This is a genomic window from Pseudomonas sp. WJP1, assembly GCF_028471945.1.
In the GTDB taxonomy this organism is placed as follows: Bacteria; Pseudomonadota; Gammaproteobacteria; order Pseudomonadales; family Pseudomonadaceae; genus Aquipseudomonas.
Genome location: NZ_CP110128.1, coordinates 3,529,813 through 3,553,428, shown reverse-complemented (window position 1 = coordinate 3,553,428; position 23,616 = coordinate 3,529,813). Strand labels below are relative to the sequence as shown.

At 55.4% G+C, this 23,616-nt stretch carries 18 protein-coding genes; 3 read left to right on the top strand and 15 right to left on the bottom strand.

All coding sequences use genetic code 11. From position 1 onward, the window contains the following. Positions 1 to 50 precede the first annotated feature (50 nt). The 10 genes from OH720_RS15925 to OH720_RS15880 all read right to left on the bottom strand — a co-directional run bounded on the left by OH720_RS15925 (position 51) and on the right by OH720_RS15880 (position 14,483). A complete protein-coding gene (locus OH720_RS15925) occupies positions 51 to 1,622 on the bottom strand; it encodes a hypothetical protein (protein ID WP_272601924.1) in 1,572 nt (523 codons plus the stop codon). Beyond that, positions 1,619 to 3,703, bottom strand: a complete 2,085-nt coding sequence (locus OH720_RS15920; protein WP_272601923.1) for a hypothetical protein — start codon at positions 3,701 to 3,703, stop codon at positions 1,619 to 1,621. Before OH720_RS15920 ends, OH720_RS15925 begins: the two co-directional genes overlap by 4 nt. 799 nt (positions 3,704 to 4,502) lie before the next feature. After that, entirely contained in the window at positions 4,503 to 5,144 is a 642-nt protein-coding gene (locus OH720_RS15915; RefSeq protein ID WP_272601922.1) for a 3-oxoacid CoA-transferase subunit B, read from the bottom strand. 8 nt (positions 5,145 to 5,152) lie between these two features. Next, the gene (locus OH720_RS15910) at positions 5,153 to 5,845 is read right to left on the bottom strand and encodes a 3-oxoacid CoA-transferase subunit A (RefSeq protein ID WP_272601921.1); all 693 of its coding nucleotides are present in this window, start codon (positions 5,843 to 5,845) and stop codon (positions 5,153 to 5,155) included. A 310-nt stretch (positions 5,846 to 6,155) separates the two neighbouring features. Further along, the gene (locus OH720_RS15905) at positions 6,156 to 7,454 is read right to left on the bottom strand and encodes a carbohydrate porin (RefSeq protein WP_272601920.1); all 1,299 of its coding nucleotides are present in this window, start codon (positions 7,452 to 7,454) and stop codon (positions 6,156 to 6,158) included. 103 nt (positions 7,455 to 7,557) lie between these two features. Then, a complete protein-coding gene (locus OH720_RS15900) occupies positions 7,558 to 9,963 on the bottom strand; it encodes a glucose/quinate/shikimate family membrane-bound PQQ-dependent dehydrogenase (protein WP_272601919.1) in 2,406 nt (801 codons plus the stop codon). Between the two features lie 207 nt (positions 9,964 to 10,170). Continuing rightward, the gene (gene tspO, locus OH720_RS15895; protein ID WP_272601918.1) at positions 10,171 to 10,611 is read right to left on the bottom strand and encodes a tryptophan-rich sensory protein TspO; all 441 of its coding nucleotides are present in this window, start codon (positions 10,609 to 10,611) and stop codon (positions 10,171 to 10,173) included. A 186-nt stretch (positions 10,612 to 10,797) separates the two neighbouring features. Beyond that, the gene (locus tag OH720_RS15890; RefSeq protein ID WP_272601917.1) at positions 10,798 to 11,613 is read right to left on the bottom strand and encodes a DUF1206 domain-containing protein; all 816 of its coding nucleotides are present in this window, start codon (positions 11,611 to 11,613) and stop codon (positions 10,798 to 10,800) included. A gap of 88 nt (positions 11,614 to 11,701) precedes the next feature. Then, positions 11,702 to 13,186, bottom strand: a complete 1,485-nt coding sequence (locus OH720_RS15885; RefSeq protein WP_272601916.1) for an amino acid racemase — start codon at positions 13,184 to 13,186, stop codon at positions 11,702 to 11,704. 10 nt (positions 13,187 to 13,196) lie between these two features. Beyond that, entirely contained in the window at positions 13,197 to 14,483 is a 1,287-nt protein-coding gene (locus OH720_RS15880; protein ID WP_272606460.1) for a dicarboxylate/amino acid:cation symporter, read from the bottom strand. Between the two features lie 229 nt (positions 14,484 to 14,712). Here OH720_RS15880 and OH720_RS15875 point away from each other — a divergent pair, with 229 nt between their 5' ends. Beyond that, on the top strand, positions 14,713 to 15,642 hold the full coding sequence (locus OH720_RS15875; RefSeq protein WP_272601915.1) for a LysR substrate-binding domain-containing protein: 930 nt from the start codon (positions 14,713 to 14,715) through the stop codon (positions 15,640 to 15,642). 14 nt (positions 15,643 to 15,656) lie between these two features. On the opposite strand, the gene OH720_RS15870 is transcribed toward OH720_RS15875, so the two are convergent. After that, positions 15,657 to 16,112, bottom strand: coding sequence for a VOC family protein (locus OH720_RS15870; RefSeq protein WP_272601914.1), 456 nt, complete (start codon positions 16,110 to 16,112; stop codon positions 15,657 to 15,659). A 351-nt stretch (positions 16,113 to 16,463) separates the two neighbouring features. On the opposite strand from OH720_RS15870, the gene ilvA reads away from it, so the two are divergent. Next, complete coding sequence (ilvA, locus tag OH720_RS15865; protein ID WP_272601913.1) at positions 16,464 to 17,477, top strand: threonine ammonia-lyase, biosynthetic; 1,014 nt, start codon at positions 16,464 to 16,466, stop codon at positions 17,475 to 17,477. Here ilvA and OH720_RS15860 read toward each other — a convergent pair. The 4 genes from OH720_RS15860 to OH720_RS15845 form a co-directional block, all read right to left on the bottom strand. Further along, positions 17,469 to 17,843: a hypothetical protein gene (locus OH720_RS15860; RefSeq protein ID WP_272601912.1), complete on the bottom strand. Its 375-nt coding sequence runs from the start codon at positions 17,841 to 17,843 to the stop codon at positions 17,469 to 17,471. The two genes, ilvA and OH720_RS15860, sit on opposite strands and share 9 nt — an antisense overlap. Positions 17,844 to 19,176: 1,333 nt before the next feature. Then, positions 19,177 to 19,635, bottom strand: a complete 459-nt coding sequence (locus OH720_RS15855; RefSeq protein ID WP_272601911.1) for a hemerythrin domain-containing protein — start codon at positions 19,633 to 19,635, stop codon at positions 19,177 to 19,179. 56 nt (positions 19,636 to 19,691) lie between these two features. Continuing rightward, positions 19,692 to 20,153, bottom strand: a complete 462-nt coding sequence (locus OH720_RS15850; RefSeq protein ID WP_272601910.1) for a hypothetical protein — start codon at positions 20,151 to 20,153, stop codon at positions 19,692 to 19,694. Positions 20,154 to 20,419: 266 nt separating this feature from the next. Beyond that, positions 20,420 to 22,702, bottom strand: a complete 2,283-nt coding sequence (locus tag OH720_RS15845) for a heavy metal translocating P-type ATPase (RefSeq protein ID WP_272606459.1) — start codon at positions 22,700 to 22,702, stop codon at positions 20,420 to 20,422. Between the two features lie 329 nt (positions 22,703 to 23,031). Here OH720_RS15845 and OH720_RS15840 point away from each other — a divergent pair, with 329 nt between their 5' ends. Continuing rightward, complete coding sequence (locus OH720_RS15840) at positions 23,032 to 23,574, top strand: Hsp20/alpha crystallin family protein (protein WP_272601909.1); 543 nt, start codon at positions 23,032 to 23,034, stop codon at positions 23,572 to 23,574. The last annotated feature ends 42 nt before the right edge of the window (positions 23,575 to 23,616 follow it).

The following is a 23,616-nucleotide window of genomic DNA, read 5'->3' as shown; positions in this document are numbered from 1 at the left end:
AATTGTTTGGCGTGCTCCAGATCGAAAACCATGGTGCTTGCTCCGTCGGATTAAAACACGGTGTACTCAAGATAGAGATCTGTGGAATTCAGAGAGTGTTTGAACGGCGTGTAGTCCGCATTGAGGGAGTCATCGTTGCGAAACGTTCGCCCTTTGGTGGCGGCCAGGATGGCCTCCTTCAGATGAGGATTAGGCATCTGCCAACCTTTGGCGCCTTGCTGGTTGCCGAAAGCCTCGTCAGTGGAAATCGCTGCCACCAGCTCGCGATGAGTCATCAGGTCGAGGCCTTTGTCCTTCAGCGTTGCGTTGTGACTGCCGTGGTGCCCGACCTTGTAAAAGCGCACAAGCCCGAGAATCTGAGTCGCCGAGAGCTCACGGGTGTCGTCCTTGTAGTTCTGATCGTGCCAGGACAACCAATTGCCAACCTGTGCATCGCCAGGAAAAAGCATGAAGGTTTCGTCGGGAAGCTCAAACGCAAGCACCAGGCTCGTATTGTTGGTGTCAGAGTCGAGTTGCATCGCAAGCGGGCCGGCGGCACCGAGCCAATCGGAATCGATTGCCCGACGCGATTGATCGCGTCCGTCTCTGTCGGACCCAGCACAGTAGTGCTGATTGAGCCATCGGAGAATACCGGTGTCGGTGTTTACATCAATGGCGCTCGACGCACTGTCCGCCGAGCGAACCTGGTCTGTACGGATGCGATGTGATCGGTTTGCGAACGGCAAGTCGTTATCGGGGTCGTGGGACTCACCGTCGACCAAGCGAAACAGAAGATCCTCAAAGGCCCTGTTATCCAGATACGTCTCTTTCGCCGGACCCGACGAAGGTTTGTCCTTTTTCAGCTTCTCCCAATCGCGCGGAGGGCCGAGAACAAAGGCCTTGAGTGCTCCAGGAGCGGCGATAACCTGACCGGGTGACAGGAATTCCCTGGAGAGCGCCTCAGCTTTGACCTTTTCCATGATGTCGCGGCCTTTAAGCCGCTTGGTTTTGACCCGCGCGGCACCGAGCGCGGCATCGACCGGCTCGGCCCCACTGTTTGCAACAAGTGGCCCTAAAAAAGCGTCGAGGCCGGAAAGTGCAACCTGCCGATCGGCGGCAAACAGCGATGGGGTTGTACTCGCCGCAGCCTGCTGAATGATTTCGGAAAGAGCCGCCAATGCAACCCCGCGCTTGTCGCGATCCTGGCGTAGCTGATTGGCAAAGGCATCGTTGTCATCCTCGGTCCAGGCCATCCAGAGTTTATTGATGGCAAGGCCGCCGAAGATGATGTCTTGCGCCTGCGAAAAACCAGAGATGTGGTCCCAGTGTTCGTGCGTGATGACCAGCAAATCGAGCGAACCTTTTGTCAGTACGCTGCCATCCGCCGCGAAGGTGCCACCTGTCGTCTTGACGATATCGGTAGCAATTTGCCGCATACGTGCTTCGGCCTGCGCACTGCCCATCAGAATGCCAAAGTCGATCAGGATATGTGCAGGTGGTTCATTGCCGTTGAGCACGCGGATAAGGAAACAATCGCCCAGAAAGCCGGCATATTCGCGCCCTTGAGCACCCAACGCCCGGTACATGCGTACGATTATCTGGCTCTTCGCGTTAGCGGGGGCGCCTTTCTTTTGTCGAGTCATTCGAAGCTCCTGTGCAGGAAGGCAAATGGCTCAAGATTGGCGCTCACACGTGAGCCAATCGCCTGTCCCGACGTTTTGCCTGTACGGAAGTCACGCTGGGCAGCCAAGCGTTTGTCGTCGCAAACATTCTTTCTGATGATCCGAATCAGCTTGCCATCGCGCAGGTCAATATGAATGGTCGCGCCGCCGCGGAACCAGAAGTCGGGGTCACGCGCGAGGAGAGCAGTGTCACCGGCATCCGCCTTCTCTTGGTCGATCGAATCGTCGTAACCACGTCGTTTCTGCGTCATCTGGATGATGAGTTGATGCGTCTCTTGCCCTTCGGGTCCGGCTCGCCGAGCGATCCGCGCTGAATGCACCTCGAACTTCGGAACCTTGGAAAATTCGCCATTCTCATTCGCCTTGCCTGTCCACAATGTAGGGACGTTGGTCAGCGGTGCCTTGCGACGAGGATCATCGAAGGCAAGCAGACGCATGCCGATCAGCTTCTCCCACCCCTCGTCGAACGCACTGTCTTCCTTGAACCACTCATGAATGAGTAACTGGTTACGCTGGATTACGCCGACAGCGGCTTCGCGGAGGTTGCGTCGCCCCCCGCCAGAGGCTCCATGCACACTAGACGCGTGCATGGGCCCGAGTGAAATGGACAGTTTGAGTGTGGCCAACAGTTCAGAGAAGACGTTGCTGAGCCCCTCTTCGGGATTCCCGCCGGCTTCACCAAACTCGGGGGTCTCAGAAAGATCCGGCTCATCCCATAGCAAGCTGTCAGGTGCCATCGAGATGCAACCGGGCACGGTGATGCCACGCTTTCTAAAGGCTTCGACGAAAGCGATGCGATAGCGCATCGGATCGTTAGCCACCAGATCAGTATCGGCCGTGATAATTGCCCGCAAATATTCGCCAAAGTGCAGGTCAACCGGGGGGGTATAGTCCAGCGCCCGCACGCACATGCGAAGCACCTGGTCCGCGGCTCTTCCGGCCTCAACAGCCAAACGGTCAACGAGTTCTGCAGAGAGATAATCCTGATTGGGTGCGGCACTCGACCGCGCGAGGCGAAAGAGATCAGCAGTCTTATGCTCGTAAATGGTGACGAATGCATCAAAGATGGCAGCAACGAGAAAGCCACCACGCTCGTGCGCTTCGAATGTTTCAGAGAGTTTCTTGGGTGGCTTGATTTTGCCACTGCCGTTCTTATCGGCCCGGGATGTAGCACCGGCCGATGTTACGGGAGACCCTAGATACTGCAGTGCATAGCGCAACGCCCCGCGGCGTCCCGTAGCGTGACCAAACTGAAGTGCAAGTCCATTCAACAGGCCCGGCTCGCGCAGCGAACCTTTACTCTGTGCCAGCTGATGCCGTACGACATTCGTCAAACTGAAATGCTGGAGCAGCGCGATGATATCGGCAAAAGCCTCATGAAAGGCCAGTGAGTCGAGATTGGTGGATTCGATCGAGCGCTGCCGCATTCCGTGAAGAATCGCATGTGTTGTCTCATGGGCAACGATGTCTTGCGACAGACAAGTGAAGACCCAGCTACTGGAAGCGGTATCGTCTTCTGGATGCTTGAAGTACCCGAAAAGCAGCGCGCGCTTGCTGGGGCTGTAATAGGCATTCTTTTCGCGAAGGCCGTGGGGATAGATCCGCAACCGACGTGTGAAGCTCCGATCCGGAGTGTCTTTAGATGCATTCCTGTCGCCAGCCCACAAGACCACTCGCCCAAGCGCCCGCTCGAAATTACGGATCGTGCGCATCGCAACCGCGAACACCATCTGCTGATGGAACTGTGGGCAACCTTCGGACGGTGGTAACCCATCTTGAGCCAGCAGAAAGGGCGCGTTGAGATCGACAGGGGCGTAAAAAAGGTCTGAACTGGGATCGTAATCGATCACCTCGAGATAGTCGTTAATGGGCCCTGGCTCCAACTGGTCTTCCCAACGTGTTTCCCATGGAAGCTCAATGACCGCGTCATTAATGACCGCAGTCTTCAGTTCGACCGAAGACTGTGGATCGAAAGCGTATACGCGCAGCCGCCTCATGGGAGGCTTTGGCACCCGTGGAACCAGCTGCTGGATATCCGTCATCGTTTCGGTCCTCGTTGGCGAAAAGGAGGAATAAACGCTATTTCACTCTGGTCCAACCGCCGATAAATCTTCAACTGCATCAGCTAGCCGATAACTTCTACTGGAGCAAGAGTGGTCCACCTATTTAAAGTTAAAGTCTAGAGCCAGAGGGTGATCCAGTTCATAGTTGAAAACTGAACTTGCGCTAAAGTCTTTTTGCGCAAACCAATTACACCTACACCCCGTTGGATCCACTTGTGAAGGGCCTTGAACAGAAGTTTAGCCACGCAAAATGAGGCTGCTTCTATTAAAAGTGAGTTACGCTTATTACGAAAAGGTATTGAGAGTGCTAGCCGGCACTGGTAGCGACTGCGCATAGTTCAAACGCGCTGCCAAAACATTAAGAGTGTTTTTTGGCGCCAGTCTTTTGGCAGAAAGTGACTTGTAGAGCTTCGCGTACAAGAAACGAATAACGTATTTAACGACATGATTGGGGTCGTACTTATTTTTGGTTTTTTCGGGATTCGTTTTTATTGTCGTGGCGGGAGTGAAGGGAATCGAAAAAGCGAATTTTTATGCCAGTTGCATTAGCTTTATGATGCCTAGGCTTCACCTTAAAAGCCTTGAGTTATTATCTGGTTCAACCTCAAAAATGGAGTTTAAATATATTACCTTCCTTGCCACGCTACTTTTATTATTGCTTGCAGCCAATACAGCGCCATGTTGATGCTCGTTTGAGCCCTGGAGCCGTGAACACCCGTTGCCGGACGAGCTTGAAACCGTCCGGCACATTGCTGCGTGACCACGCAAACTTGATCCGTTATCGAATCAACGGCACGCCACTGAGCGCTTGCAAGTCCTCAAAGCTGATATCAGCGACAATCTCCCGGACCTTCAAGCCTTTCGCAGTGACGTCCAGAATAACCAGGTCGGTATAAATCCGAGTCACGCAGCCAATCCCGGTCAGCGGGTAGGTGCATTGCGGCACCAATTTGCTTTCGCCAGTCTTGGTCAGGTGATCCATCATGACGAACACCTGACGCGCGCCAGTCGCAAGGTCCATCGCGCCACCCACTGCGGGAATTGACCCTTCGGCGCCGGTGTGCCAGTTGGCAAGGTCGCCGTTGACCGAAACCTGGAAGGCGCCAAGCACGGCAATATCGATGTGCCCACCGCGCATCATCGAGAACGAATCGGCGTGGTGAAAATAAGCACCACCGGCCAGCAACGTCACATGCTGTTTGCCCGCGTTGATCAGGTCATCGTCTTCCTCCCCCGGCGCAGGACTCGGGCCCATGCCCAGTACACCGTTTTCACTGTGCAGGAACACTTCCTTGTCACCGAGGTAGTTGGCCACCAGCGTGGGCACGCCAATGCCCAGGTTCACGTAAGAACCCTCGAGAATATCGTCGGCCACACGCTGGGCCATTTCGCTACGCGATAGTTTTTTCATAACAGTCATGGCGGGCCTCAGTTGACGTTGGCATTCGAGATGGGGGCGAGCGGCACTGCGACCACGCGCTGAACGAAGATCCCCGGCGTGACAATGTGTTCGGGGTCCAACTCTCCCAACTCGACGATCCGCTTGACCTGGGCGATTGTCGTTTTCGCTGCCATTGCCATGATCGGTCCAAAATTACGCGCGGCTTTGCGATAGGTGAGATTGCCCCAGCGATCGCCATTTTCAGCCTTGATCAGTGCGACATCGGCATGCAACGGCATTTCCAGCACATAGTTGCGACCGTCGATCACTCGGTTTTCCTTGCCTTCGGCCAGCAAGGTGCCGTATCCGGTTGGCGAATAAAACGCACCGATTCCAGAGCCAGCCGCGCGAATGCGTTCGGCCAGATTGCCTTGAGGCACGACCTCAAGTTGCACCTTGCCCGCCAGGTAGAGTTCGTCGAATACATAGGAATCGGATTGGCGTGGAAACGAACAGATGACCTTGGCCACTCGCCCGGCCTTGAGCAATGCAGCCAGACCGATCTCACCGTTGCCGGCATTGTTGCTGATGATGGTCAGCTCGCGAGCACCCGAAGCGATGACGCCATCAACCAATTCCGACGGCATCCCGGCAGTGCCGAAGCCACCCACCATGATGACCGAACCGTCGGCAATGCCGTCCAGTGCAGCAGCGACGGATTCAAATGTTTTGTTGATCAAGACGTACTCCCGTTTTTGTATGGCTGAACAGAATGATCTGATGGAAAACCCGATTGGATCATCATGACTGCTAGGTGTGCATAGCGTGCCAAACAACGGGGGGTGGTGGGTGTCCCGGCACGAGATGTCGTGCGATTAGCGAACGAAACCGTGAGAAAGTGAACGGGAATGAGTAAAAGACCTTGGCGTCAATCGCAGGGTTTCTCGCGGCCGTCAGCGATTGACGGTCGACAGGGGAGGATAATCGAACAACAAAAAAACCGGCCTTGCGCCGGTTTTCCTTTTTCTTTGAGGTTCCCTGACCGAGAGTTCAGAGCGCGGCTTTCACCTGCAAACCGAGCACCAGCGCATTGTCGATGTCTTGCCCGGAAAACGCGCCGGGTTCGATGATGTATTGCACATTCGGGCGCAGCGTCAACCAAGGAGTGGCTTGGTAGCCGTAGCCAAGCTCGATCAGTTGTTCGGCACTGTCCAGATTCGGGAACGTTGTGCCATTGGCCAGCGCGGCGTCCTCCTGCACATCGCGGCTGCGCGGGTTAGGTACAGCCCGGCCATAGCCCAGAGCGACGGTGTCACGCGGGCGACCCTCGAACGGTTTGTACAGAACCACGCCGGTGCCGTACCACTTGCTGAACGGCGAAGCCGCTTCGCTGGCCGCCGAGTATTGGCCGAAGGCGTGCAGACTGCGGCCCTCGGACGATTGCGAACTCCACACGGCCTGATCAATCAGCAGGTAATGACCGCTGCGGCCGGACACTTCTTTATCGCTGCCGATGCGTTTCACGTCGGAACTGTCGTAGTAGTAGCCAACCTTGTACTCGCCGGGTAACTCACCCGCGTGCTTGTACACCAGTTCGATCGGTACCACGGTGCCGGTCGTATGTTTCGGGCCCAGATGCCAGGCACGGCTGGAATTGCCGTTGCTCTCAGGATCGACATTGAAGGCCGCCACACGTAGTTGCCAAGACGAGGACAGGTCGTACTTCATGCGCACGCCCAAGTGGGCGTTGGGGTAGTTGGTCCAGCCACTACCGCCAGACATATTCAGCGGATGGCCGCAGAAACCGGCGTTCATGAAGTTGCAGAGAATGCCACTGTCGAGGCCACCGAGGTCGTTGCCCATGGCCATGTAACCCAGCTTAACGTTGAGCGCCGGGGTGAACAGGCTGCGCTCGTAACTGAGTTCAGTCAGGCGAGTGTAGAGACCGCCGTAGTTTTCCTGGATGGGCAGGCGGTTGCCGACCAGATCCTCGGAGGCGCTATTGCCGCGTCGGTCGTTGATAGTCAGCTGAATCTTGCCGGCGTTATCCACGCCATACAGTTTGCTCAGGTCGAACTGCGCGCCGAGCTTGATGTTCTGCGAGTAACGGGCTGAACGGTGCAGGCCGCCATCGGCGTTATAAGCGGTTTCGCCGCTGTAATCGCCGGTGAACTTGATGCCGTTTTCGTCCATCTGGTGGCGTAGACCACCCCAATCGCCGGTCAGGGTATTGCGGGTCAAAAGGTTTGAATCGGTATCGGCGAAGGCGGGCAGGGTGGCGCTGCAGGTCAGGCCCAGCAGCAATCCGTTGAGCCAGCCTGCATGGGAAAAGCGAACAGCCAAAAACATGTGAGTCTACCTGGTGGAATCTTGAATGATTTCGCAAAGCGGCGCGGCACCCGCAGGTGCCGCGCACAGAGAGAGTGCCCGCCAGTGAGGCGGGCACAGCGGCTTACGGCAGGGCGTAAGCCATCACGTAGTCGCCGCGATCGGTCGACTGGCGAGCACCGCCGGCGGTGATGACGATGTATTGCTTGCCGGTTTTCGGCGAAACGTAGGTCATCGGGCCACCTTGGCTGCCGACGGGCAGACGCGCTTTCCACACTTCCTCACCGTTGCCGCTGTTGAACGCGCGCAGGTAGAAGTCCTGAGTGCCGGCGATAAAGATCAAGCCACCTTGAGTCGACAGGGTACCGCCAAGGGTTGGCAGGCCGATCTTAATCGGCAGGTGCATGCGGATGCCCAGCGGCCCTGTATCTTCAACGGTGCCGACCGGAACCTGCCAAGCCACTTTCTGCGTCTTCATGTCGATGGCGGTCAGCGTGCCGAACGGTGGCGCCTGGCAAGGAATGCCGGCCACCGACAGGAAGCGGTTTTTGTTCACTGCGTAAGGCGTACCCTTGAGTGGAACCGCGCCCATGCCGGTGTTCAACGCTTCGCCACCGGAAGTGGCCTGACCTTTGTTCTGCGACGGGATCATCTGAATCCACAGACCCAGACGCATGTCGTTGACGAAGATGAAACCGTGCACCGGGTCAGTGGAGATGCTGCCCCAGTTCATGCCGCCCAGTGAGCCTGGGAAACTCAGCGATTTGTCCAGGCCCGGCGCAGTGTACAAGCCGTCGTAACGCATGCTCTTGAAGTCGATACGGCAGAGCAACTGATCGTACGGGGTCGCGCCCCACATGTCGGATTCGGTCAGGTGCTGCGCACCGATCTGCGGCATGCCCACCGATTTCGGCTGGGTGGGCGAGTACGGTTCGTCAGGGATGTTTGCCGCTTTGACCGGCACTTCTTCAACGTCGGTCAGCGGTTTGCCGGTGGCACGGTCAAGCACGTAGATCTGCCCGGCCTTGGTGCCGATGACCAGCGCCGGTACGGTTTTGCCGTCCTTGGTGAAGTCGATCAGGCTCGGCTGCATCGGCAGGTCGAAGTCCCAGAGGTCGTTGTGAACGGTCTGATAGACCCAGCGTTCTTCACCGCTGCTGGCGTCCAGCGCCAGGATCGAGGCGCCGTAGGTGTGATCGAGCTTGCTGCGTTCGACACCATAGATGTCGGTGGAAGAGCTGCCCATCGGCAGGAACACCGTGTTGGTCGTCGGATCATAGGACATCGGCGCCCAGCTGTTCGGCGTGCTGCGTGCATAAGTACGGCCGTCGGTCGGCGCGTTGCGATCCTGCGGGTTGCCCGGGTCGAATGCCCAGCGCATCGCGCCGGTGATCACATCGAACCCACGGATCACGCCACCCGGCATGTCGGTTTGCACGTTGTCGGCCACGCGACCGCCAACCACCACGGTGGTGCCGGCCATCAGCGGTGCGGAAGACAACTGGTAATAGCTGTCCGGAACATCACCCAGGCCTGCCTTCAGATCAACCTGACCGTTGTTGCCGAACCCCTGGCAGAACTCGCCGGTGTCGGCATCGACTGCGATCAGGCGGGCATCAATGGTGTTGGTCAGCAAACGGCGCTGGCAATTGGCAGCCGGCGCCGGTTTGGCTTCGATGATCGTCGAATTGCTCGGCTGAGCGATGGCGTGGGTGGCGTCGAAATACGCCATGCCACGGCAACGCTGCCAGACTTTCGACTTCGCATTGATCGCGTTTTTCCAGAGTTCCTTGCCGGTGTCGGCATCCAGTGCGATCAGGTTGTTGTGCGGGGTACAGATGAACACCTTGTTGCCGATCTGCAGCGGGGTGAGCTGGTCTTCGGCTCCATTGCCATCGCTCTCGGCGACGTCACCGGTGTGGTACGTCCACGCGACTTTCAGCTTGTCGACGTTAGTGCGATTGATCTGATCCAGTGCTGCGAAGCGGCTGCCGCCTTCGGTATTACCGTAGTGAGCCCAGTCCTTTTGCGCCTTGTCCGGCTCAACCGGCGTCAGGCCCGGGCCAGTGCCCGTGGCGGCAACAGTCGGGTGCGCAACGAACATGTTGCCAGCGGCCACCGCCAGCGCAATCGCCAACACAGCCGCGATGCCATAGGCACCGCGACCTGGGACGCTACCATTGGCACGCTTGAGCAGCGGGTAGACCAGCGTGACCGCCAGGCCAACGGCGCTGAACATGAACAGGCGTGAGAATACCGGCCAGAAAACCAGCCCGGCATCACACACAGCCCAGATCGCCGTGCCCACCAGAAACGCGGCGAACAACCAGGCACCGGCCGTTTTGAAGCGAGCGATCAGCAAACCGGAAATGGCCATCACCAGCCCACCCACCAGGAAGTACCAGGACCCTCCCAGGTTGACCAGTTTCACGCCACCTGCAGCCAATGCCAAACCGAGGAGGGCGATGATCACGCCCAACCCGACCAGAATGAATTTTGATATGCCCGAGAGGCGGTGACTCTGCTTCACGTTAAGTGTCCCGTTGAAATGATCTGTGCATTATATAGATAGCTAACTATCTAGTTAAATCATAATTCGGAATGAAGCGTATTTCACTACTCAAATACGCGCCTGATCGAAGAGCGGCGCGCCTCAAGGATTGCAGGGATCGTCGAACGTAAACAAAAGGCTCGTTTTTGTCAGGGGAGAGCGGATTTATGACAGTTCCAGATCAACTCATCGGTTTTTGCTCAATATGGAAAAATTCAACGCACCGGCTAAACAAAGCCATACCAGGTAAGGAAACAGGATCAAGCCGGTGATCACGTCAAGCCGCAAAGCCATCACTACCATTGCAGCGACCACCAGCCAGAGCAGCGTCAGGATCAACATGCTGGCGAGAATGCGTTGCGCACCGAAAAACACCGGTGTCCATAGCGTATTAAGCGCAATCTGCGCCGCCCATAAAGCCAGCACTACCTGACTACCAGGTATCTGGGTCAACCGATATCCGGCCCAGGCGAGTAACAGATAAATCGTCGTCCAAGCGACTGGAAATAACCAATTGGGTGGCGTGAAGCCGGGTTTAGCGAGAGATTCGTACCACTGACCGGGTTTAAAAAAGATGCCTGTGCTTGCCGCCGCTGCGCAGGCCAAAAGGAAAATATAAAAGGTCATGATCATTCCTTGTCTACGGTGAGTGATCTTGAGTTGTGAATGCGTATGAATCCCGATAAGTACGCACTGGCTTCAGAGCATCTGATTGCCATGCTGCAGTCGCCAAAGCACTCGAAATAGAGAGAGTGCCCAGGGCGAAAAATTCACAATTTCTCGAGGACTGCATCCATCAGGGGCACTTGGCGACTATGATCTCGGTATTCCCGGCACATCCATATTTATCTTGCGCCAAGCGGCTTCTGAAAAACTGTAAGCCGAAAAGGCGATCAACCCCAACGCCATCACCATCAAAATCAAACCGCCAAGGGGCAGATTCTGGAGAGCATCGAGGGCTTCCTTCATGCCTGGTGGATCAGTGGCTTGATAACGGGAGCCGCTGATCACCAGGAGCAGGGCTATCTCGATAAACACCACTCCTCGGGCTATGAGTCCAAACCGAGACACCGGGCGTATATAGCGCATCACGTCTTCGTCAGCCTCAAAGTACTTCTCGAACGACGCCTTCCATGCCTTGATGATGTGAGCGATTCCTACGCCTAGTGGGACGAGCGCCACGAGGTAAACCAACACGTTTGAGTGATCCCAGGACAAAAGATGCGCCAGTAAATCCTTCGTCTCCCCACCTGCGGAACTGCCTGAACTTCTGACGCCGCTTATGAGCAGCCCCAATGCAAAAAACGCAAGAGCGCCGTTGATCAAACCTCCCACTAACAAACCTGCGCGAATCACCAACCCTTTGAGTTTCGTACCGTGATGATCAACGTCGCGAATCGCTTGCACCAGACGCCACCCTGCGAAGGCGAGTAGACCAGCCACCACTAGCCCAACCAGGACATATCCGAATGGCTGGGTTAACAATGCCTCCAGGCTTTTTTGACTGTCCTTCGGTTTTGTCGAGTCTTGAGCCGCCAGCAGAGCGAAAATACCTATGATCAGATACAGAATGCCCCGAGCGGCATATCCGCCTCGAGCGAGCATGACAAGGGTGTGTTGAGTGGACATTGGATTTATTCCCGAAGGTCATATAAGAGCAGACCTATCGCTTCGGGAGGGGTTCGGTAGAGGTAGAAGTAATCGGCAAGCCAGCTGGCTAACCAGGCTTTAGAGTATTTTCTCGGGCAAGCTCAATGCACTTCAATGCCAAAATGGTTGTCGGGTCAACCAATGCGACCTCATGATTTTTGATCATGTGGGATTCGCTATGCTCCAGCACCAGAGGTAGCTCCGTGCATCCCAGGATCAGCACATCAGCGCCCAGTTCACATAAGTGCTCTGCGGCGATCAGGAGCTGGTCTTTGCATATACCCTCTGTGAAACCTGCTTTGATGCCGTGATCTCCGTATATCGATTCCATCACCAACGCTTGGTAGTCCACACCAGGGGTAATTATTTGAAGCCCGGCTAGCCTCGCTGCCTCATGGTAAACCTGACTCTTGATTGTGCCGGACGTAGCGAGCAGCCCGACGGTTTTACCAGCACCGTAACGCTGCACGATGGCTTCAACGGTCTCTGTCAGCATATTCACAATGGGTACACGTAAATGCGCCTGGATGCGCTCTACAAATGCGTGAGCGGTATTGCATGGAATCGCAATGGCATTGGCACCCGAGCTTTCAAGTCGCTTGCATGTTGCGTACATCGCCATCGTTGGATCGGTTTCGTCATACAGCAGGTTGGCGGTGCGATCAGGGATTTGGGGATTCTGTTCCACCACCATTTTGATGTGTTCCTGATCGCGACCCGCCGGTGTATGCGCAACGACCTTGCCCATGAAGTCGACAGTAGCCGCTGGCCCAACGCCGCCCACTATCCCAAGCTTGAAAGGTGGGCGGCTCGATTGGCCTTTCTCCAAGGTGGCGAAAGCGGCATAGATCTCGTTGATATCCAGTACAGTGAGACCACGCCGTTGCAGATCACCACAAACCAATGAGAGCTCAGTCATGCCAGGCAAGATGATTGTGGCTCCCTGATCCTGAAGCGACAGGCAGGCCTGATAGACACATTCGAGCGGCACACCGTCAAGGTATCCATCCTTGATACCGTTAACCCCGTACATGGCGCCCATCAACCCGGATTGCTTGTTATCGTTTGGATAAACGAGCTTGAAGTCATTGCCGAAATAGCGCTCAAACAGTCCTGAGTGCCGAACATAGTCAGACGCGATGACGCCCAACGTACTGCCGCGTTCAGCGACATGATCCACGTGCTTTCGTAGCGCCGCCATCATATCCAGAACGGGTATGCCAATTTCCTCCTGGATCTCCTCACGAAAGGTGTGACTGGCAAAACAAGGCAGTACAACTGCATTGACTTCGCTGGCCTCGAATGTCTGACAAACCTGGAAAACATAGAACTTTCTGGAGGTCATGCTGGTTCCCCGATCCAGGGGCATCAGGACGTCCTTGAAGGGGTGTTGCTCAAACAGGAAGTGATAGCGGCCTTGATCCTCCAAAACCGCTCGGGACTTCACCAACTTGTAGAAAAGATCGCCGCCGGCCAGTGAACCAAGTCCGCCGACGATACCTAGTTTGCGAGCAAACGATGACTGGCTGGACGGCTTCGATTTACCTTTCATGTCTATGCTCTCAAGCGGTGGCTACAGTGGGGGTTGGGAGCGCAGATGTGGTGCCTGGCGCGTCTTCAGCCTCTTCATGTGGTTCTGACTTGGCAACCACAGCCGTCGCGATGCTATTGCCAACCACGTTGGTGGCAGTCCTGGCCATGTCAAGGAATTGGTCAATGCCGAGGATCAATAAAATGCCGGCTTCGGGAAGATTGAACATGGGTAACGTAGCCGCCACCACAACCACCGATGCTCGGGCTACACCTGCCATTCCCTTGCTGGTGATCATCAGCGTCAGCAAAATGAGTAGTTGCTGTGTGAAGCTCAAGTCGACGTTGTAGGCCTGGGCAATGAACATGATGGCGAACGCTTGGTACATCATCGAGCCATCAAGGTTGAATGAATACCCCAACGGAAGGACGAAACTGGATACGCGCTTCGGTGCGCCAAATTTCTCCAATGCTTCCATGGTTTTTGGATACGCGGACTCGCTACTGGCAGTGGAAAATGCCAACAGAACCGGTTCGCGGATGAGCTTGCCCAGGGTAAACACTGAGCGCCCCAGGAACAGGTAGCCGGCAGCGAACAACACGCACCACAGAATCACGATGCCCAGGTAAAACTCGGCAATCAATTTTCCGTAATCGACTATCAAACCGAGGCCTTGGGTAGTGATGGCCGATGCGATGGCTGCGAAGACGCCTATTGGCGCGAAAGCCATAACGAAGTCCGTGACCTTGAACATCACCTTGGCCAGCTCTTCGATGCCATCGACAATCGTTGTGTAACCGGCCCGCTTCACACCCGCCAAGGCAAACCCGAAGAACAACGAGAACACCACGATTTGCAGGATTTCGTTGTTGGCCATTGCTTCAGCAATGCTACGGGGAAACACGTGACTGATGAAAACCTTGAGGCTGAAATCCCCGGTGTTCACCACGGGGCTCGCCGCGTGCTGGACGACCTCCATGTTCAGTCCTGCACCGGGTTGGAACAGGTTCACCAGTCCCATGCCGATTGCCAACGATATCACCGAAGCGGTAACGAACCAGGCCATGGCTCGCAGGCCAATGCGCCCAACGGAGCGAGAGTTTCCCATGCTGGCAATGCCGCCGACCAAGGTGGCGAACACGAGAGGCGCGATGATCATCTTGATCATGCGTAAAAATATATCGGTGACCATCGAGAAATAAGACGCGATCTCTTTGGCGCTTTGTTCGCTCCCTGCGAAGTGGTGGCACGCCCAACCGACAAGCACGCCTAAGGCGATGCCAATTGCGATCCGACGCGGAAGTTTATTTTTCTTCACGGAGCTTTCCTCAAGTGGTTTTTTTGCTTTTTTTACTTGGCAGGAGACAAGTGTCATTGGGTCGAAGCTCTGTGGCCTCGCTCCAACGTTTTCGATTCTAGGGTCGGGCCTGGAAGGGCGTGATGAGTAATCCCGATAGCCCCATGCGCTTTTGGAATAGTTTTCGAATCTGCTGCTTGTTCCTCACTGGGCCGCAGTAAACTGCCCATTCGGGACATGAGGTGTCGGTATGCAAATCAAATGGCTGGATGACCTTCTGGCGGTCGCGGAGTGGAAGAATTTTTCTCGGGCTGCGGAGGTTCGTTGTGTGACCCAGTCGGCTTTGTCGAGGCGTATAAAGTCACTTGAAGAATGGGTAGGTGCGGAGTTGGTCGATCGTGGCACCTATCCTGTCCAACTGACCTCTGCTGGCCGCACATTTTGTGAAGAAAGTCGCGAGGCATTGGCGGGGTTAATGAGGCTGCGCTCAAGCCTTCGCGAGGTAGAGCGGATGCCAGGGCGATCCATCCAGGTCACTGCCGGCCACAGTCTGTCGATGACATTCCTGCCGAAATGGCTGAAGCAATTTCAGCAGCACAATGAGCAATTCAATGCGCGGGTCGTTGCCGCCAACATCCACGACGCGGTCATATCTCTGGAGGAGGGGAGTTGTGATCTGATGATTGTCTATCATCACCCCTTGGCGCCCATTCTTCTCGATTCGGAAAAGTTCGGGAGTTTGACCTTGGGTCATGACGCGTTCATTCCTGTGTGCGCACCTGACAGCGAAGGCAATCCGCTGTATCCCTTACCGGGTACCTCCAGCAAAACAGTTCCTCACCTCGCTTATACAGCCACGACTTTTCTAGGTCGCGTTGCCGACATCGTCATAAAAAATGGCCCGACTGCATGCATGTTGGAGCGGTGCTACGAGGCGGATATGACGATGCTACTGATGCGAATGGCAGTCGAGGGTTATGGGGTGGCATGGTTGCCACAAAGCGCTGTCATGGACGAGCTTCAGCGAGGACAGTTGGTAAAAGCGGGTGGTGATGAATGGGGCACGCGACTGGAGATACGCTCCTACTGCTCCATTACGAATGAGAACCCTACGATGCGCAGCTTGTGGAAAACCCTCGAAGGAGCTTCCCGCGATCTCCATGGCAAAACGGCCAGTTGACCGGAGCTCCAATCTTAGGAAAACGCAGCCTCGATAAATGCCTCTAGCGCTTTATCTTCCAGTATCTCAATAGAGAAGTACCCGAAGCGTTTGGGCAACCAAATGATGCGTGCCCCAGACGGGGATTGCAGGTTCGCACGAGCCAATGGCTTTCCATTTTCGTCTTCTGGCTGAACACCGGCGGCCATCAATTCGTCATAGGCTTTCTCAATGTCCGGTGTCGAGTAGCAGTGGCGGTAAATCATCCCTTCACCGGACGTATCCAATAGCTCTTTCAGATTCCCCGCCAACGGCTGTACCAGCATGAAACGCTCTTGGCCCATCAGCGCAATCGCGTAGCGCACATGCAGACCACCTCGTTCCCAGACGAGGGTTTTAGAGATCCTGGCGTTAAGTACCTGCGCGTAGTAAGCACAGGCTTCGTCGAGATTCTTGACCAGTACATCTACGTGACTGAATTTCAGATCCATTTGCAGTCCTCCTGTTGAAACGGCGTCCATGGTAAACCCGCCATAACGGTTTCCTCGGTGCACTGATTGTGAGCCAGGCGTTAAGTGTCTGGGCGACGGATTTAGTGTTTCTTTTCCCGGGACAACAAACAGGGCGTATGACAGCCGAGGCTTGTGGAGTTTGGCTGTTGACTTGCAATCAGCAGCCAGCTAATTTCTGAGCATGACTTCCATCGTATTGCGCTGCCAGCCAAGCATTATTACCGCCATTCCTCATTTGGCGGGCTAGCTCACGACTGCAGCACCCAACCCGCCCTAGAGGCGGGTTTTCATTTTCTGTCTCGGGGCTCTGATCAATGTCAGGAGACGATCATGCCCAGCACGCGCGACCAACAAACCCTACTTGAGCAGTACGTCAAAAAGATCCTCGCCGCGCCGGTGTACGAACTGGCCGTGCATACGCCCCTGCAGCCGGCACCCGCATTGTCCTTGGCATTGGGTAACCAGATCCTGCTCAAGCGCGAAGATCTGCAACCGACCTTTTCCTTCAAGATTCGTGGCGCCTACAACAAGCTGGTTAACCTGAGCGATGAGCAAAAAACGCGCGGCGTGATTACCGCGTCCGCCGGCAACCATGCCCAGGGCGTGGCACTGGCGGCTCGGGAGTTGGGCATCGAGGCAACCATCGTAATGCCCGCTACGACGCCAGAGTTGAAGGTGGGCGGCGTGCGCAGTCGCGGTGCCGAGACGCTGCTGCACGGAGAAAGTTTTCCGTTTGCCCTATCTCATGCGCTAGAACTGGCAAGCCAAACCGGCAAAACTTTTGTTTCGCCTTTCGATGATCCGGATGTCATTGCCGGGCAGGGCACGGTCGCCATGGAAATTCTGCGTCAGCATCAAGGGGCGCTGGATTCCATCTTTGTTCCGGTAGGCGGTGGCGGTTTGATCGCCGGCATCGCGGCTTACGTCAAATACTTGCGGCCAGAGGTGCGCATCATTGGCGTCGAGTCGGAACATTCAGCCTGTTTGTACGCAGCCCTACAGGCCGATGATCGAGTGGTGCTGCCAAGTGTGGGCACCTTTGCCGATGGTGTAGCGGTTGCACAGATCGGCGCACACGGATTTGAGGTGTGCAGGTTTTGCGTCGACGAGGTACTGACTGTCAGTAACGATGAGCTTTGCATTGCGATGAAGAATATCTACGACGATACGCGCTCTATCACTGAGCCTTCTGGCGCTCTGGCCGTTGCTGGCATCAAGAAATACGTTGCGCGAACGGGTGTGCGGGATCAGACACTGATCGCGATCGACTCCGGTGCCAATATCAATTTCGACTCTTTACGGCATGTGGCCGAACGCGTCGCATCGAGTGAGGCGTCAGCGTAATTGTTCAAGCCGCTTATCAAGCTTGCTTGGCGGCAAGTTCGGCGTCGAGTGAAGCGTCAGCCAGACGGCCCGCAGAATGTTGATCGCGGCCATATTCAGGTGTTGTTCGGCGGCGTGCAGGGCCAGTTCGGCTGCCAGGCGCTTGTCGGCAGCACTGAGGTGCGCCGTTTTGTGGGTCATGTCCGCATCGACGTTGGCCAACAGCCCCTGGAGTTCCTGTACCGCCTGATCCGATGCCTGATGCATGTCCGCGAGCAGACGGCTGGCCTCGGCAGGCGTCATGGCCAAGGCGCGGACACTGCGAAAAGTCAGGCGGGCGGGCAAGGTGGCCAAACTGAAACCCGTCGAAATTAACTTGCCAATCATGGGAACAACTCCTGTAAACGAGTGTTCCAGCAGCGTATCAGAGTAAATCGCAAAAAAAATGTCTGCTCATCGCTTGCCAGAATCAACTCTGCGCGGGTTCAGCGAAGAGACGTCTGGAGTCGCATCAAATAGCGATTGCCGCATTAGTTCGGAGGACTGGCGCAATGTATGCCAAGGGAAAAGTGGACAGTAGGGAAACGGAGAGGATATGCAATTTAACATAATATACATTATGCGTACTCATAGGTACTCCACACAGGGTGCCTCTGGGTGTCGTCGTCACTTAAAAATCAGAAAAATCATCTTAAAAAAATATTCTCGAAAATTCATGGACCTAGGAAGTCACGAAAATGATTCTTCGTGGTTTCAGCATATGAAGTAATCGGTGCTGTCCCACTCAGTACATTGGACTTAACCCATGCACTACATCGATGAGTCCCATCTGACATTTTAGCTCTTCGCGGCCTCACGTGAGCATGCCTGTCGTCGGAGCCCGCAGATCTTGGAAGAAATCGTGTGAAATTGCCCTAGATTCGCGTGATCGTGCACCGTATGCGAGTTCGTCTGTTCGTTTGATATAAAGGGTCTTTTTGGTAACCGCTTGTTCGTTTACGGCATTGCTAACGCCACAGGTCCACCTGTAAGCCTGCAAGCACGTCGCTGTGCGAAATCTGTAGCATTCAGCGTGGAGTTGATGCGCAGATTTCAAGATTGCCATACGGGGAAAACACAAACGCCCATTATTTGCTTGCAGACCCTGACGGTTTGGCGATGCACACGTTGTGCTCGCCGAAATCTGGTTAGATGAAAAGCTCAGTGAAATGCTCGTCCGGTACCGTTGTTAACCACAATTTTGACTTGTTAACCACCGTAGTTAACAAGTCAAAAAACAGGTTTACAGCGTAATGTCGAACCTACGTGCCCAGCACGCCTGGGATTTCAAAGCTGCGTAATGCTGTTGGAGCTATGGGGTTTGCCGGTTGGAATGTTACCCTTACTATCACTCGCGCTGCTCTGTCAGCCGCAACTTTCAAATTTTGGCACCCTGCTAGATTAGGTTGGACCACATCAGAGAGCCCCGACGCCGCGTGTCTGGTGAGAGATATGAGCTCTTGAAGATGGTCTACCGCCCATGGCAACGTAATGATCTTTACGTGGAGTGATTAGCTAGCTCAACTAAACATCTATTTAGTTTAGTTAACTTTTAGTTTACTAAAGGTCTAAGTCAGTTCAAGTGGTACCTGCCCCCTTCCCCCCCCTCGAAAACAATCCCGCCGACCGAAAATCTCTCTGGCAGCAACACAATTTTTGAGGAAGAAGGCAATAACTCCGATTAATGCCATTGACGCTTTATTTCCTGCCACTGAATGCCTGAAAGCCACTTGTCTGCCATCGGGAAGAAAATGTTCTCCTCTGCCTCCATATGATCATAGTATTTTGTGATGAAATCATCGATGGCAGCAGCGATCACGCTCGTCTCCTTAGTTGAATCCTCCAACATCATGAGTTGTCCTGCAATGCGCCCAAATGCCTGATGATCTCGCTCGATATCCTCAACCCGTGGATGGATCGGTGCTTCAGTTGTTAGCAACGCCCGCCGGATAAGCTCTTCATTTTCATGGTGGTGGCGCTCTGCTTCCCCATGCAAGGCCTCCAGCATCTTGAACAATAGCTTGCAGTCGTCGCTGCCTGCGGACTCATGTCTTAGTTTCTGCAGCAATGCCTTGACCCGGTTGATTTTTCCAGCCACTTCATGATGATAGGCATGAAGTTCATTCAATAAGACGTTCATTTAATACCCTCACTAGTTCGTTGTGTTTAACTTTTTTAGTTACAGATTCTCCTCTGTCACTCAAGCGTCAAGCGTTTGGCCAGTTCGGCGTCAGGCTTCCACAGGGCGTTGATACAGGCTTCTCCGTCCTCCTCCGTTACAGGCTCAAGAGCCTGCGGATCCAACATGCGGCTGTCGACCAACGCAAGTCGCACAGTTCCGTTTTTGTCGAGGAGCACATGTGCCATACATTCGCATAAGGATCGGGGCAAGGCTTTTATGGGAGGCTCTATGTCGGCATTCTCAAGCTCGACCTCGAAGCGTGTGGAGCACGCGTTTACCAATTCCTTCAACGCATGAGAGGTAAAGTGATACGCCGTGAAATAACACGTCGTCAACGCCAGCGAGATCAACAACAGGAAGACTACTTCACGTTTCCAGGGTCTTTTGCCCGGCCGACGCAGGTTTTCGAATGCGGCACCTCTGTCCCGCCACCAACCTCGTACCACGTGAATCCCAATCAGCTTGTTGATGTTCATGACAAGCTCACCTCACCCCTGTGTAACAAAAGCATGCAGCCAATAACAGGATGCGGTTTGACTTAGGTCAAATAGTTTGCAACAACACATGCTCCTCGAACGCAGCCAGAAAATGAAATGACTCGCGTGACAAACTGCACCAAGGAGCAGTCTTGCGCCCAGTGGAACAATCAGCGGCTATCACAGTAAACTTCCCCACATGCTGTTGTCGGTAATACGGAGGTTGACAGACTCAACTGCGTTTGCGCTGTGCCTGACACAAGCGTTTAACGCCGATCCAGATACCGGAACAGCTCCTCTTCCTGATCAAAGTGCAGTCGCACGAGGGTGTCGAGCCGAATCAGCTGATGCTGAATCTCATCCGCCGAAGCCGTTTCAGGGGCGGCACTGAAGTCACTGCTCATGCGCGCCAGTAGATGGATCAGGCGAAAAATCTCTCGGTGAGCGTGGCTCATGGCGGACATGGGGTCCTCGCCTGGCAGGCTTTGCGTCAACTGCGGATAGAGTGTGTTTTCATCTTCACGTTCATGGCGCGCCAGCGATGATTGCAGCTTGATGACCAGCTCCTGCAAATCAGTCTGTGCTTGCGCCAGTGGACGCCGGGAAAAATCATTGGCCAGTTGATGCAGATCGCTGAGCACTGAAGAGAGTTGCTTGTGCTCGTCCTGCAGGTGATCAATCTGTTGCGCAGCAAGCCTTTGTTGGCTCACCTCCCGCAGCGGCCCCAATGCACGCAAGGCGTTAATGATGATCACCACATCGATACCCTCTTGCACGATGGCGCCGATGAGGGGTGGTAGGTAACCGAAGGCCGCCACCGCCATGGCCAGCAACGACATACCCATGCCGACCAGCACACCCTGACGCGCGATGTGGCGGGTTCCTCGGGCAATGTCCAGCGCCTCCACCAGACGATCAAGACGATCCACCAGCAGCACAACGCCCGCTGCTTGCGCTGACGCAGTGGCACCGCTGGCTCCCATTGCCACGCCGACGTTGGCCGCCGCTAACGCGGGAGCGTCATTGATGCCATCGCCGACCATCAAGGTGCTCGCGCGCAAGCAGCCTTCCTGCACCGCTCGAACCTTATCCTCGGGGATCAATCCTGCACGCAGCTCGTCAATCCCGGCAGACAATGCAACCATCTCGGCGGTTTCCAGACGATCCCCGGTGAGCATGACGATCCTTTCGATGCCCCTGTTGCGCAGTCGGCGCAGCGTTTGTGGTGTTTCTCGGCGCACGTTGTCGGAGAACACCAGCAGGCCGGCAAGTGTTCCATCCACCTCAATAAAGCTGCCACTGCAAGCCAGGTAATCCATGTGGCGCAACATGGTGGCGGCCCAGTCCGACACAGGTGCGTCTGCATGTGCAAAAGACAATGTACCGAAACGAACCTGCCTGCCACCGACCACCCCACGCAGGCCTGAGCCCGGAGCCTCTTCTACCTGCTGGGGAACGCTGAGGAGCAGTTGGCGTTGATGCGCCGCCTCGACAATGGCCCTGGAGATGGGGTGTGTCGAGGCCTGGGCCAGCGAAGCAGCCAGGCAGAGCAACCGTTGGGGGTCGGCCAGTCCATTGACCTCAATCGACTGTAGACGGGCATGGCCGCTGGTAAGCGTTCCGGTCTTGTCAAGAAACACCTGCTTGACGCCGGCCAACGCCTCCAGGGTCGCGCCATCCTTGATCAGGATCCCGCGCCGCGCCGCCTTCGAAATACCTGACATGATGGAAATCGGTACCGCCAGAATCAACGGGCACGGCGTGGCAACCACTAGAACCGCCAGGGCTCGCAAAGGATCGCCACTCAGTTGCCAGGCCGCTGCGGCAATCAGCAAGGTCAACGGGATGAAGAACAACGCATATCGGTCGGCCAAGCGCACGAAAGGCGCGCGCGAACGTCGTGCCTCCTCGGCCAGCCGAACGATCCCGGCATAGGTGCTTTGTGCAGCCGTTCGCGTGGCGGTCAGCAGAAGGACTGCACCCACATTGGAAACGCCGCTGAGCAGTTGCTCTCCTTCTCGACGAGTGACGGGTAACGATTCGCCGCTGAGTGCCGATTCATCCAGTTCGGCGGTGGGACTCAGTAGCCGCCCGTCGACCGGTACCACCTCCCCCAGGCGCACCAGCAATGTTTGATTTGGCTGGATCTGTTCTACGGGGATCTCGCGCAACCCACCCTCTTCCTGCAACCAGGCAAAACGTGGCGCCCGATCGATAAGGGCACGAAGCTCACGCTCGGCGCGTTGGCTGGTATAAAACTCCAGGGTACGTCCGCTTGCGAGCATCAAGGCAATCACCGCTGCCACCAATGTCTGCGTAAAGGCCAGGGCGGCGGTGATCGACAGCAACGCGATCATGTCTACACCAGACTCGCGCCGGGCCAGACGCCTGACGATCTCGACCAGCAGTACCAAGGCCATGACCATACTTCCTGCGGCCCAGCATAACGACGCCCATTCCGGTCTTTGTGAAAGGTGCGCAACGCCCCCCGCCAGCAGTGTCAAGGCGTTGAGCAGAAGCAGCATGGGGTCCAGCCATTTACTGAGCACGGAGGTGAGTTCCTCAAAGGGCGTGTCACGTTTTTCCTCGCGAAAACACCCGTCGCCCATTGAGTCAAAGCTTAGGACTCGATCGTCTATCGTGTCCGTTTTTGACCAGCACCGAGGTGACGGCTGGGCCATAAGGGTGTTTGTCCTCTTTCTGATTTAAATCAACCGACCGTTGGGTATTCCCGTAGAAATTAGAGTCAGCGTTCGCACCATCGCATTGGATAAGTGACGCTGGCTTTGAAAAGGTCAGCGCCTGGCTGTTTTTTTCAGGGTGGACTCGTGTACGGGACGTTTGCAGCCTGCCCTTTACCCAAGAGGAGTGGTGAAAAATGAGCAATTCCGTGAAAAAAATGCCGATCCAGACCGAAGACAAATCAAGCCAGCATCCAGTGTCGTCAGACCTTTGGCGACCTCTGGAAAAATTGCGGCAACAGGTCGATCACCTGTTCGAAGAATTCAACCGTGGTTCAGGTCTATCGCCCTTCAGCCGTGGGCTATTTGATGTCGAACCATTCTGGAAGCGCGAACTCATCGGCCATGGCCTGCCTGCCGTGGACATCACCGAGAAAGACAAGAGCTTCGAAATCACCGCCGAACTCCCCGGCATGGATCAAAAGAACATCGAGCTCAAACTGTCCAACGGCAATCTGATCATCAAGGGGGAAAAGAAAGAGGACAAGGAAGAAAAAAGAAAGGGCTATTACCTTAGCGAGCGGCACTATGGTTCCTTTGAACGGGTGTTCAACCTGCCCAAAGGCGTCGATGTCGAGAAGATAGAAGCGAGCTTCAGCAAAGGCGTGCTGAGCATTTCGTTGCCGAAAAAGCCCGAAACCATGAAGGCGGACAAAGTCGTGCCGATCAAGGCCGATTGACCGTTGGCGTACCTGCCCCCTGCCGGTAAACCGGCCGGGGGC

Bases quoted from the DNA above. Each gene is read 5' to 3' on its own strand.
- OH720_RS15855 (WP_272601911.1), bottom strand. From the start codon at position 19,635: ATGAACGTCTTATTGAATGAACTTCATGCCTATCATCATGAAGTGGCT.
- OH720_RS15925 (WP_272601924.1), bottom strand. From the start codon at position 1,622: ATGACTCGACAAAAGAAAGGCGCCCCCGCTAACGCGAAGAGCCAGATA.
- ilvA (WP_272601913.1), top strand. From the start codon at position 16,464: ATGCCCAGCACGCGCGACCAACAAACCCTACTTGAGCAGTACGTCAAA.
- OH720_RS15875 (WP_272601915.1), top strand. From the start codon at position 14,713: ATGCAAATCAAATGGCTGGATGACCTTCTGGCGGTCGCGGAGTGGAAG.
- OH720_RS15840 (WP_272601909.1), top strand. From the start codon at position 23,032: ATGAGCAATTCCGTGAAAAAAATGCCGATCCAGACCGAAGACAAATCA.
- OH720_RS15850 (WP_272601910.1), bottom strand. From the start codon at position 20,153: ATGAACATCAACAAGCTGATTGGGATTCACGTGGTACGAGGTTGGTGG.
- OH720_RS15860 (WP_272601912.1), bottom strand. From the start codon at position 17,843: ATGATTGGCAAGTTAATTTCGACGGGTTTCAGTTTGGCCACCTTGCCC.
- OH720_RS15915 (WP_272601922.1), bottom strand. From the start codon at position 5,144: ATGACTGTTATGAAAAAACTATCGCGTAGCGAAATGGCCCAGCGTGTG.
- OH720_RS15870 (WP_272601914.1), bottom strand. From the start codon at position 16,112: ATGGATCTGAAATTCAGTCACGTAGATGTACTGGTCAAGAATCTCGAC.
- OH720_RS15890 (WP_272601917.1), bottom strand. From the start codon at position 11,613: ATGTCCACTCAACACACCCTTGTCATGCTCGCTCGAGGCGGATATGCC.
- OH720_RS15905 (WP_272601920.1), bottom strand. From the start codon at position 7,454: ATGTTTTTGGCTGTTCGCTTTTCCCATGCAGGCTGGCTCAACGGATTG.
- tspO (WP_272601918.1), bottom strand. From the start codon at position 10,611: ATGACCTTTTATATTTTCCTTTTGGCCTGCGCAGCGGCGGCAAGCACA.
- OH720_RS15885 (WP_272601916.1), bottom strand. From the start codon at position 13,186: ATGAAAGGTAAATCGAAGCCGTCCAGCCAGTCATCGTTTGCTCGCAAA.
- OH720_RS15920 (WP_272601923.1), bottom strand. From the start codon at position 3,703: ATGACGGATATCCAGCAGCTGGTTCCACGGGTGCCAAAGCCTCCCATG.